Source organism: Lacihabitans soyangensis, assembly GCF_024343775.1.
In the GTDB taxonomy this organism is placed as follows: Bacteria; Bacteroidota; Bacteroidia; order Cytophagales; family Spirosomataceae; genus Leadbetterella; species Leadbetterella soyangensis.
Map to the genome: position 1 here is coordinate 75,122 of NZ_RJUF01000184.1, position 12,488 is coordinate 87,609.

Annotated in this window: 7 protein-coding genes; 2 read left to right on the plus strand and 5 right to left on the minus strand. The window is 38.8% G+C overall.

Annotation, left to right across the window (positions count from 1 at the left end):
- Window positions 1-215: 215 nt before the first annotated feature.
- The 3 genes from EGI31_RS21640 to EGI31_RS21650 all read right to left on the minus strand — a co-directional run bounded on the left by EGI31_RS21640 (window position 216) and on the right by EGI31_RS21650 (window position 8,515).
- Window positions 216-1,406: an MFS transporter gene (locus EGI31_RS21640; protein ID WP_255039275.1), complete on the minus strand. Its 1,191-nt coding sequence runs from the start codon at window positions 1,404-1,406 to the stop codon at window positions 216-218.
- Window positions 1,407-1,775: 369 nt separating this feature from the next.
- Window positions 1,776-5,396, minus strand: coding sequence for an alpha-L-rhamnosidase (locus EGI31_RS21645; protein WP_255039276.1), 3,621 nt, complete (start codon window positions 5,394-5,396; stop codon window positions 1,776-1,778).
- 323 nt (window positions 5,397-5,719) lie between these two features.
- The gene (locus EGI31_RS21650) at window positions 5,720-8,515 is read right to left on the minus strand and encodes a DUF7133 domain-containing protein (protein WP_255039277.1); all 2,796 of its coding nucleotides are present in this window, start codon (window positions 8,513-8,515) and stop codon (window positions 5,720-5,722) included.
- 261 nt (window positions 8,516-8,776) lie between these two features.
- Here EGI31_RS21650 and EGI31_RS21655 point away from each other — a divergent pair, with 261 nt between their 5' ends.
- On the plus strand, window positions 8,777-9,154 hold the full coding sequence (locus tag EGI31_RS21655) for a hypothetical protein (RefSeq protein ID WP_255039278.1): 378 nt from the start codon (window positions 8,777-8,779) through the stop codon (window positions 9,152-9,154).
- Window positions 9,155-9,254: 100 nt separating this feature from the next.
- On the opposite strand, the gene EGI31_RS21660 is transcribed toward EGI31_RS21655, so the two are convergent.
- Together EGI31_RS21660 and EGI31_RS21665 are read right to left on the minus strand one after the other, a co-directional pair.
- On the minus strand, window positions 9,255-10,178 hold the full coding sequence (locus EGI31_RS21660) for a fasciclin domain-containing protein (protein ID WP_255039279.1): 924 nt from the start codon (window positions 10,176-10,178) through the stop codon (window positions 9,255-9,257).
- A 186-nt stretch (window positions 10,179-10,364) separates the two neighbouring features.
- Window positions 10,365-11,732: a flavin monoamine oxidase family protein gene (locus EGI31_RS21665; protein WP_255039280.1), complete on the minus strand. Its 1,368-nt coding sequence runs from the start codon at window positions 11,730-11,732 to the stop codon at window positions 10,365-10,367.
- A 348-nt stretch (window positions 11,733-12,080) separates the two neighbouring features.
- Here EGI31_RS21665 and EGI31_RS21670 point away from each other — a divergent pair, with 348 nt between their 5' ends.
- A complete protein-coding gene (locus EGI31_RS21670) occupies window positions 12,081-12,320 on the plus strand; it encodes a redox-active disulfide protein 2 (RefSeq protein ID WP_255037897.1) in 240 nt (79 codons plus the stop codon).
- Window positions 12,321-12,488: the final 168 nt, after the last annotated feature.

The following is a 12,488-nucleotide window of genomic DNA, read 5'->3' on the forward strand; positions in this document are numbered from 1 at the left end:
ATGTAACAAAGACTCAAATAATCGCCTTTACCGTTATTTAAGCTGATTATGAAATGCCCAGAAATTAGATTTTTCAAATTATAAATCTAAATAATACAATTTATGTCACTAAACAATCATGTACTGTGCTGACTATTGTCTATAAAAAAGACAAAAAGATATTTTTCAATTTCGCCTAAATATTTTACCCCGATTTGCTAATTCAATGAAATACATTAAACCTCTTTCTCGGTCAATTTCATCACCGAAAATAAACCAAAGATTGCCAGGACAGCAGAAACCCAAAGGAACGCTGAAGGGTCGATTTTGTCAGAAAGCACACCGGCCACGGCGGGTACAATAACACCGCCTACGATTTCACCGACGGCAGTTATTAAACCAATCGCCTTGGCCTTTAATCTTTCGGGAACTGCCAATGAAGGTATCACGGCTGCTGCAATGGGCAGACAGCCCATCATGAAATAGGTAAAAAACATGGCAGGTTTTTGAAGAACTGAACCAGGTAGAAAATATACTGAACATGGATATAAAGCACCTACGATACAAAAAATGAATAGAATTTTTTTCCGTCCAAACTTGTCTGAAAGGCCAGGTACTACAATGGATGAAATTAATCCTGCTACACCGAGTAAGCCCATAGTTTTTCCCATTTCATCGCCAGTCATTCCGTGCTGATTCACAAAATAGTTGGAGATAAAAGGTAAAGTTGCAAACCACCAACCGAATACACAACAGGCTACTACCAAACCCCAACGGATATCATTATAACTCATCAATTCTCGGAGATTTAACCCTTTATCTCGTTCCTCGTTGGCTACACTTTCGGTGGTAGATTTTTTAATTAAAAACCAAGTAAGAATACCCATAATAAGCCCAGGAACCCCAGCCACATAAAATGCCGAACGCCAACCTATGCTATCGGCTATTTGCACCAATAACACTGGGGCTAAGATAGAACCAAAAAGTGCCGAACCTACGGCTTGCAGTAGCCCAGTGTTTAGTCCAAGGCGGCTCGGTGTCGATTCCCTTTCTACAAAATTCTGTGCCAAAGGAATAATTGGCCCCTCGGCAAATCCCATCACCATTCGTGCAATTAATAAACTTGTAAATGACATGGCATGGCCAGATCCAAACGAACAGAAGGAAAATATAAATACCGCTACGACAAAAACTATTTTTTTCTTATTGTTGGCATCTGCCCAAGCCGTAGAAAAAAAACTGGAAAATGCCCATGCCAAGGATAGGGCTCCTGCCAATAATCCTATTTGGGTATTGTTTAGATTTAAGTCTTTTGATACATAAGGCATTAAAAAATTAAGTGCCAGTCTATCAAAAAACAAACAACCAAATGTGAGTGCCATCAGAAGAACTACACCATTTTCGTAGGTAAAAAATCCTTTTTTCATCTGTATTTAGGGTTTAAATAGAATCACAATCAATTACTTCTTCAACTTGCAACCGAATTAATTGTCCAACTAAGGACAAATCAGCATTATTCTGAATAAGTTTCAGTACTTCAGTGGCATTATTCCGCCAAATTATATTACAAATTTCAGATTAATTGATAAGAATTGTGAATCATATAAAATCATATAGCATTCAAAATCAATCAATATCCATAAAATCATTTGTATAAATTCTAATAAGTGAATTCTATGAATTTAGTATAAGGGAGTATGGAGTTCTTCTAAAGGTGTTCGATACCACACTTTAATAAAAAATAACCAGAGTCCTCCATCATGGAAAACTCTGGCCATGTTCAAAATCAGGTATTTTTATTTCAATTCAAAAACATAATCTCCAGATGCTAAAGGAATTGCTAAGCTTTCTCCCTCAACTTTCACGTCTTTCCAAGATATTATAGACTTACCAGATTCTGTAATTTGTTCCGAACTTTTTGCCGGCAAATAAAGTGTAGCAGTGCTGTTTGGTGGCACCGAGCATTTATAGCTCAATTTGCTACCTAATATTTTCCACTCACTCTTAATTCTTCCATAAACTGAGTCGTAGTATCCCTTGGAAAAGGTCATTACTCTATCAGGGTCAGGAGTCGGTTTCAGTATAAAATGCTTAAATCCAGCATGTTCTGGACTTCTTTGAATACCAAGGGAGTAATTGTACATCCAAGAAGAAACTGCTCCGAACGAATAATGATTAAACGAATTCATAGAATTATTACCACCAAAACCGTTTTCGACAGTATATGAATTTAGCCTTTCCCAAATAGACGTAGCTCCATTAACGACAGAATATAACCAAGATGGATAGCTTTTTTGTTGAAGTAAGCGGTAGGCGTTGGCATGATTTCCATTTTCAGAAAGTGCGTCGGCAATTGAGGCTGTTCCGATAAAGCCTGTCATCAAAGAATATTCTGGTCTATCTACACCTTCGTCATCTTTGTTTTTACGTGTCAGGGCTTCATTCAGATATTTTATAGCAAAAGGTTTATTTTCTTCGTTAAACAAACCCAAATCTAGTGGTATGGCATAAGAAGCCTGGGTATCTACCAATTGACCTTTGTCCGACTTCTCTTCTATATTCCTGGCATTGGGTGGTCCCATTCGGGCAGTCTTTACGCCTGATTTTATGGTTCTGTGAGTATTTTTATCTATATAAACTTCATTAAAAACCCTCTTAACTTCATCATTGCGAGCTTTAAAAGCGGTTGCGTCTTCAGTTTTATTGAGAATCTTAGCCACTTTAGTCATGATTTCTAAATCATAAGCAAAATAACTCATCCAAAATGCGGTGTTATCATTTTTGCCATTTTCAGGACTTAACCAGTCGCCCAAGGGTCCTTCATTTAATATTCCAGTGGCCTTGTCTACTTTTGTTTCTAAGAAAGCTATATACTTTTTCATGGCATCATAATGCTCTTTCAAAAGCTGTACATCGCCATACTGTTGGTAAGTTTCCCAAGCTACCGTCAGACCTGCACTTCCCCATAGCGTACCACCAAAACCACCACCCATGGGAGCTACGTCGGTAAAGCGACCACTTTCAGCCTGTACATCTCGCATAGCCAGCATATGACGCCTCAAAAACATATCTGCATCAGTCAGATAAGTTGCTGATTTTGAGAATACTGAAATATCCCCACTCCAACCCATGCGTTCGTTTCGGGCCGGTGTATCTGTTGGTATAGAAAGAAAATTGCTGCGAAGCGACCATGTAATGTTTTGCCAAAGTTTGTTGACTAAAGGATTGGAAGTCTCATAACTAGACGACAAACCCAAAACCGAACTTATTACCAATCCCTTTACATCAGCAATCGGAATTGCTTTCTCAAGACCTGTTATTTCTAAATATCTATAGCCATGAAATGTAAATCTCGGCTGGATAATTTCATCGCCACCTTTAAGAATGTAAATATCCTGAGTAAGAGCCGCTCTGATGTTTTCCATCATTACCATACCTACATTTTCACCATATTCTTTTAAGTTTGGATACTTTACCTCTGCAAAACGCATTGTTATTACTTGTCCTTTTTTGCCATTCTTGATCGCAATTTGCGGCACACCGACCATATTTTGAGCCATATCATACACATATACTTTTGGTCTAACTTCTTCCATCGAAACCGCCGGCATAGTTTTTACTATGGTAGCATTATTTCCCATTTGTCCTACCAACTTAAAATCTTTGTAGGAAAAAGTAGAGGTTTGTCCACGGGTATCTGTAAATGTACCTTGATAAGCAGTACCTTCTAAAGGCACTTCCACTGCAGACTTCCACTTACTCGCATCATAAGCTACTGTTGACCAATCCTTTATAGCAAGTTCTTTGTTAGCATCATACACTTCCCCTTGAAAATAACTTCCATACCGAACCGGTCCATCATTGAAAAACTTCCATTCACTAGGATTTGAAGTGATTATTTGTTCTGTGCCATCAGTATATTTTATTATCAACTTGCTTAAAAGTGACTGTCTATCTCCGAAATAATTCCAGCTTTCCCCACTAAAAGTAATGTTACCACTCCACCAACCTTCACTCAGCCATGCTCCAGCTGCGTTTTTATTGCCACTTTTAAGAGCATTTTTGACATCATAGGTTTGATACATGTGGGTTTTGTTGTATTGGGTAAGTCCGGGATTAAAATAATCGTTGCTTACCCTCTGCCCATTGATGAAAAACTCATAAATACCTCTGGCGGTCACATACAATCTGGCTGATTTGATTGACTTGGCCGCTATATCAAAGGTGGTTCTAAGCATGGGAGCGGCATTTTTACTGGGATTTGCCAAAACTAAAGCCCCACCTTTTACAACATAGGCCTTGTTTTCCACCGCAAGCTTATTGGATTGAAAAATTCCCGAATAGTTTTGAGCGGTCAAATCTTCAGAAAAAAGCGTATTGGACGGAAATCGAAAATTTTTGAGTTCAAGATCAGAAAAACGAGCGATTTGATTCTCATCGGTTTGAAATCCCACATCTGCCAACATGGGGAAACTGATATAGTTGTTCCCGCTCCCTACTGGATTGAGATTTAAGCCACGAGGAGCAAATGGAGAAGGCGTTCCTTCTTCTTTTTCGGTAATTTTGTTCTCCGCTTTGGTGTCGCCAATGAAAAACTCATATAATCCAAAATTACAAGACACAAAAATCTTGTGCTTCTCGTATTTATTAACTTCGTTAATCAGGTTTTTTGGAATCGAAAGACTTTTGAATGGGGTTTCTTTGCTATCATTTTTAGAATAGCCAACTCTATAAATATTGAGTTTTGCCAATCCATCTATTGCTTCAGAAACATTGCTAATATCCAACTCCAAAGCAATGTAACTCTCGTCCCTTTTGTTTTCGACTCCCTGAATATTGAGGTCTTTGTTCATCAACCGGGCATCGTTTCCACCAAAAACAAAAGCTACTTTGGTAGAATTGGATGCTTTATCTAATTGAATGGCATATTGAAATTTGTAAACCGACAAATAGTGAGAGTAAAACACCAAGTCATCGTCACCTCCACCTATCCACTTGGCACCTGACCAAGCCGAAATATCTGGATTCATCAAACCCGTTTCAAACCATGAGCTTTTCGTTGTCCTAGCTTTTAAATTATCCCAAACAATCAATTTCCAAGTATATCTTGTGGTGGCTTTTAAGGTAGTTCCGGCATATTCTATTCCATGGGAAAGGTCTGAGAATACCTTTTCGGAATCCCAAACAACTTGATTATCAGCATCGGTCACCACTATTTGGTAGGCAGTTTGAGCATAACCCCGTTTATTATCTGTTGCCTTCATTTGCCAAGAAAAATGTGGATTGGCGATATCGATCCCGAGCGGAGTAGTTTCATAATCTACTTTGAGATTATCGAGAATCACGCCTGCAAATACTTGATTGACAATAGACAAAAGAAATAAAACTGTAATCCATTTTGCTTTTTGAGTCAGCATGTTATTGTTTTTAAGGTTAATTATATTTTCGGCAAAGTACATCCGATTTACTAACTGAGCATTATGCACTTTCCTGCCTTTCAGAGCAAAAAGAACACGGATAACACAGATTATACGGATATCCACAGATTTTACCCGTTCAAATTCGTTTTATCAAACTAGTGTACTCGAAGTGCCCTTAGAAAATAAATTTTCTAATGTAGTAAGTTTCCTGATAATTACTAACACCAGGCAAAACAATTATTTCTAAGACATTCAAATAAAAAACCGTGCAAATCCGTGCTGGTACATCCGTGTCATCCGTGTGCCATTAAGCATATCGATTACTGCAATCCAAATATCTTTACTTGCTTCATTGTCCATGGGATGTTTTCGGTTTCTTGCTCGAGGCCTTCTTCAAGCTTTATTCTCAAATATTTTACTTTCGGGGTTGATAAAGGAACTGTATTGTCTCCTTCATTACCCGTAAGACCTTGAGCTGCATTCTCCCAAGTGTTTCCGTCCACCGAAGCTTCCACGGTATATTTTCGTGGAAAAGTTTGGGTGACTTGTGGTGGTGGCGGTGGAGTAGTTCCATTTCTTGGGCCAAATCTTCTTATGGCAGCGGAGTTAAATTGTAGTTCTGAAATATTCATGGCCTTTGGCAATTCCACTTGATACCACATACCTTTTTCTTGCTTTTTACCAGTTGACCAGCCCTCGTATGTAAATGCACTTTGTGGCGAAACATTTCCCCCGATACGTGTTGAGGACGTATGGCTAGCTGTGATTTTCAAACCATCTGACACTTGAATTTCCTTAGGTGTACTTTTAATAAGTTGATCATACTTATACAAAACACTTTGATTGGCTGTTTTAGCACGAATTTTCTCCACTTGTTTTGCCGAAATTATAGAGGCGTCATTAGACAATCCATTTCTTATATAGGATACCACATCTGCTACCCACTGGTCGTCGTGGCCTTTCATTGGTGCCATCAAGCCACCAGCGTAGTTTTTACCTTCTATGTTGCCTTCCATTCCATGCAAAACTACTTTTATGGCGTATTCAGGGTGTGCTTGAACTCGCTGCGAGCCAGCCAGTGCCGGAGCCATCAATTTTCCATTACCACCGGGAGCACCCATGCCATTGTTCCCATGGCATTGTGAACATAGCTCACTGTAAATCACCATACCCCTATCTACCGATTCCTTTTGTTCTTTACTCAACTCCACCCCTCCAAACGGTCCATTATTCCTTGGTTTTGGTGGAGTGATGATTTGCTCGCCTATCAACTTTACACCGGCAGCTTTGTTATTGAACATTGCAGATTTTACCCCTTCTTCCAAATTGCTAATTTTCAACACCTTAGCTGAAAGCATGGCTTGTACTACCACATCTGTATTGGCATCTTTCATGGCGGCTACATAATCGGCTTCCAGTTCTTTTGCACCTGCTTTATAAAGTGTTTCGGCTGCACGTAAGGCCTGAATTCTGATTCTTGGATTTACATCTTTCAGCAGTATTTTGGCCAAATCGGTTTTTAAAGCACCCAAGCCTTCCAATGTCCAGATGGCGTGAATTCTGGCCAATTCGTTTTTGCTCGATGCTGCCATTGTTTTCAAAGTAGGAACTACAGAAAGGTCTTTTTTCAAAACCAAAAGTTGCTGTGCGGCATCGCGTCTCCAGCCGTTTGGATGCTCCAAATGTTTTACCAATGCTGCGGCCGATTCGTTTAACATTTTTGGCTGTGTTTTGTCTCGCTCTTTTCCTTCATGAGTTATCCTCCAGATTCTACCTAGGCCTACCACTTTGTCTAGCTGATATTGTTCTATTTTTGTACGCAGGTATGTTCCTTTTTGCGTCCACTGGCCTTCTTGAATAATGCCGTGGTACATATCCACAATATACATCGTACCGTCAGGGGCCGTAGCCATATCCACTGGGCGAAATAATGGATCAGTAGATCGCAAAAATTCCGATTTTTGATCTTGAAAAACATTGTGTAGCGTAGTTAAACCTTCAGTAACTACCGGATTGATTTGCCTTACAATTCTGGCCACTGGTTCACCATAAAAATACTGGCCTCTGAGGTTACTTGGAAGCCTATCTCCTCTATACACATCATTTCCTGCTGAGCCAGTAACCCTGTTCAATGAGCCATCGGGTTGACGGATTTCGTCCATACCTCCCTGCATATCGGCTATTTTTACCGCTGCACCCCAAGGCACATCAAAGCCTTTTGCAAATTCGTTGGGCACTTCGAAGTTTCCATAATGTATCGGAAACTGGAAATGAGAAGGCAATCCACTCGCCCCACCTTGGAACCAAAGTTTGCCATCATCGTCGTGCGTAACACCCCATTGAGCTCTATTAAAACCTGTTTTTTCACGAATTACACCATTGGGAGTCGCTCTCACTCTGAAAGCATTTACGGTACTGTACAACCAATTGTCCATGCCATAATACATAAATGCCTGCTGGTGTTCTACGTTTCCTGAGCGACCATATTTGGTAGTAAAAAGTTCTTTTTTGTCGGCTTTTCCGTCGCCGTTGGTGTCGGTGTATTTGTACACATTGTCGGCATCAGACTCCATTGTCAGAATACAATCTTTGCCATAGGGCAACACAAAACGAGGAAAAATCAGGTTGTCGATAAAAGTGGTTCCGGTTTCATAAACGCCGTCATTGTTCTTATCCTCCCATCGAGAAATGCGGCTGGTCGGCTCGAGCTCATTTTTAGAATCGGCATCGAGCATGTAAGACCTTAGCTCCAAAACATACATTCTACCATTGCCATCAAAGGCTATGGCACCGGGCTGTTGAATGGCGGGTTCAGTAAGTACCGGTTCGATTTTATAACCTGGAGGTAAAAGAAACTGTCGCTGTTCTTCTGCAACACTTAGTGGTAAAACCGGCGGTTTAGGCTCCAAATCTATGCCTCTCCAATCGTCACTATTGGGATCAACACCCTCGGGGATTTTTACTTTAGGCAAAGTATCTGCCTTTATCCCGATTTCTGAAAAACCATTTGGGGTGTTGGTAATAACAAAGGAACTGAGTGCAATGCCCACTATAGAAACCAAAAAAGCGTGCTTTAATGAGAAACCTTTTCTAGACTTGCGTAAAATTTCTTTCATGTTTATATATTAAGGTTGAATACGAAACTCAAATTAATATAAATTTTTAGAAAAATATTTACATTTAGACAAAAAGGCTATTCTGCTCGACAAGTCGGTTGATGGGTTGTTGATTTTGTATAATTTTCTATTTTAATAAAACTCAATCTTGAAGAAATATAACAATCGATTTTAAAAAAAATAAACAAGGTACTATGTATTGCAATGTATTGGTTTATACATTATCTTTGCATCATCATTAAAAAAGTTATGCTTAGAATTATGAAAAATCTATTATTGATCATTGCCACTATTTCATGCATCGCCTTTGTCGGCTTAAGAAATTCTCATAAAAGCGACGTGGATCTTAAACTTTCGGAAGACAAAAACAAGATGAGTATTTCGGCAAAATTTCCGGATGACAAAACTCCAGAAGTTCAAAGTTACTTGACCGAAGAATTGGGTGATTCAAATGAGATGTCATTTGAAAACGGTACTATTGATGGTGAAATTGGGCTAAATGATGGTTCATACTTCTATATGAAATTGGCCGAAGGACGACTAAAAATTGAAATGGAACGCAAAAGAAATAGTCAAACCGCCTACAAAAGACTGAAGAAAATGTTTGAGGGCTTAAAAACGGTCTTGACCTCTAACTGATTTTATGATTTAAACTAAATTTAACCTTGAATGCCTTATGATAAAAAAAGCCAACGGAATCCGCTGGCAATTTTTACTCTAGTCCCGTTAAATAACCCTATTACGGAAGAAGAACTTTGTCAATTACGTGTATCACTCCGTTGGTTGCCAAAAGATTTGCTGAAGTAATGTTGGAAGAACCACTACGCTTGCCTATTATTTTAGCCCCAGAGCTGAGATCGAATTTTACTTTTTCGGTAAATGCAGTTGCCACGTCACCGCTAACGTTTGGCAAGTCAGTTGAAAAAACCCTTCCCGGCACCACATGATACAGAAGCACATTGGTTAGAAGAGTTTTATTTGCTGGACTCAAAAGTGATGCTTTTGGCGTAGTTTTGTACAACTCGGTAAACGCAGCATTGGTAGGTGCAAAAACTGTCAGGCCGTTTTGTGATGCTGCCGTAAGTGCCGCTGCAACAGAAGGATCAGCTGCTGTAACCAACGAAACTAATTCAGAAAAGTTAGGATTTCCAATGGCAATTTCCACCAAATTTTTGCTTGGTGGCACTATAACATTATCAATCACGTGCACCACACCATTCGATGCGTCCAAATCGGTCGAAACAACTTTTATATTTCCGTTGATATAAACACCAGTAGTATTCACAGACAAATAGATATTATTGTTGGCATTTAAAGTTGTAGCTTTGCCGCTTTTCACATCGGCTGCTTTAACTTTTCCAGCCAATACATGAGAAGTCAAAATAGGCGTAAGTGCCTCTTTCGTTAACCCACTTAAACTTGTAATACCTGCCTTTGTGAAAGCATCATTATTAGGAGCAAAAACCGTAAACGGTCCCGTACCTTGTAGAGCTGAAACCAATTCGGCTTTCGTTAGAGCAGCCGTAAGTGTCGAAAACTGTGGGTTAGAAGTGGCTACATCAACAATGTTAGTTGTTTTGGGTTCATCTTCCTCACAAGATGTAAATGTAAAACCAGTTAATAGTAGAGCGAATAAATGGAGTTTAAAACTTTTCTTTTTCATGTCTGTAATGAAATTATGTTTGTTACTCACTCTCAACCGCTACACCGAAAGATTGTTTAAGAAAGAATCCGAAACAATCTAATTTTAAGGATATTCTAATGCAACTCTAATTCGTTTGACTAAAATGCCGATACCTAAAAATCCAATCCATAAAAATCTGCAAAGGCATTTTGAACAAATAAGGCCTTATTTAAATACTTGAATAATTTTATCCGCCTCTCTCCTACCGCTTATATAAGCACCATGAGCAGTTGAAAAATAATCTTTTTCGGTGTGTTCGCCGGCGAAGAACAACTTATTGTTTACTTCTGCGGCTAGATCATCAAAATGCTGCATTTCAGTGCCAATGGCTGTATATGAATATGCCCCGAACGAATTTTCATTACTTTGCCATTTGGTTCTTAACATTTGGCTTGGATTAGGTATATTTTTCCCATAAATATCTCGGAGATGATTCATGATTTCAGCGATAATCTGGGCATCTGACATGGTCTCCGTTACCCGGGCATAATCGGCATAGGCAAAAGTCATGAGGGCGTTATGGTTGGGACTGTACTTCTTAACATTCACAAAATAGTTGAATTTATCACGGATTTCTGGTGTATATGAAATGTACTGAACGTCGTCCCAAAAAGCAGTTTCCCAAGTGAGTAAGAACTTGTTAACACTACTCATTCCTACTTTTTGGATAGCGGTTTGTTTAGAATTTGGCAATGCCGGAGAAAATTCGATAACACTGGCTTTTAAAACTCCTAAAGGAACGGTTACCAGCACAAAATCGGCTGACAAAATCCCATCACTGTGATAAAGACTTACTTTTTGATTGGAGTAATCTATTTTAGAAACCTTCTGATTGAGCCTAATATCTAAGCCTTTAGCCAAATAATTGGGAATATTATCATATCCGTTGGTGGCTATCACCTCCGCCCCACCGTATTCTTCACCCTCATAATACAGTAGAGACGACAATTTATCCAAATCGCCTGTATCAAAAGTCAGGTAGGATGAAAGCAAAAACTTCCAAAGTCTATCGTTCGATTTTTCAGGGTATAATTTATTAAAAACGGTTTCGAAACTTTCGTTTGCTTTACCGCTTTTCATCATATTTTTTAGAATCTTATAGAACTCATCTTCAGCATTTTGATAAAGTTCTGTATTTCTAAGCACGCCACCAACATCATACGATTTTTGACTTTCGTCCAAGGTTTCGAAAGTGGTCATTCCCGCTTCTTTTGCCAAGTCTGTCATTGGATTTTTGCGAGTTCCGTGTATCCAACTTGCCCCTTCGTCGAATGCCACGCCAAGACTGCGATTAGTTCTGAGCCTACCACCCACCTTATCCTGAGCTTCCAAAACTATTACCTTAAAGCCAACCTCCTGCAAGCTTTTAGCGGCAGCTAAGCCTGAAATTCCGGCACCGACTATCACCACCGTCTTGTCCAATGCACCTGGGATATGTTTGTCCTCACAAGCCAAAGCAAACAAACTGGAGCTGCTGGCCAATAAAGGAAGACTTTTAAAGGTGTTCTTAATGAATTTACGTCTTTCAATCATAGGAATCTCAAGTGAGTAGTTTTGAAACGAAATAAATCACAAAACTGGGAAAATCATTTTCCAAAAAATACAAAATCGAAATAAAAGACTCATAATGACAAAATGCATCTTTCTTTCCAAAATTCAAATTAGGTCCTAAACAATTACAAAAAATCGATTAGATCAAAAATATATGCAAAAGCGTGAAATCTTGAAAATAAGCCCAGAACCTTTATCGACTTCATACATCCAAAAGAACTGTTTACCTGTAGATTAAAACTGTTTGTAGAAATTAGTATCAGGGGTTTGGCTTATTCTCTATTTTTTCAGAACTTTGATCATCTTAGAACCATTACCCTACCCTGAAATATGAAACAAGACTTCTCGAAAAAGACAAATGAAGAACTTTTAAAAAATATAAAAATTGCAAGATTTCTAACTGGCTTGTTGGCTGGTGCATTGATTATGTTATTGGTTCTCAATTCCATAGATAAGGAAAAAACGATTTGGCAAATTATAATGATGCCTTTATGTCTATCGCCTATTTTGATTCTTAATATATCAAACATCGTGGCTATGAAAAAAGAAATTAAGTCTCGTAGTCTTTAATCCAAAAGATATCCTACCTTACCCAGAATACAAGATATGACCTGTCACAATTGCGAAGCACCCTTCGACACAAAGTTTTGCCCGAATTGTGGCAATCCAGCCATCTTAAAAAGAATCGATAAGCATTATCTGCAACATGAGTTTTTGCATCTTTTTCATGTCGAAAAG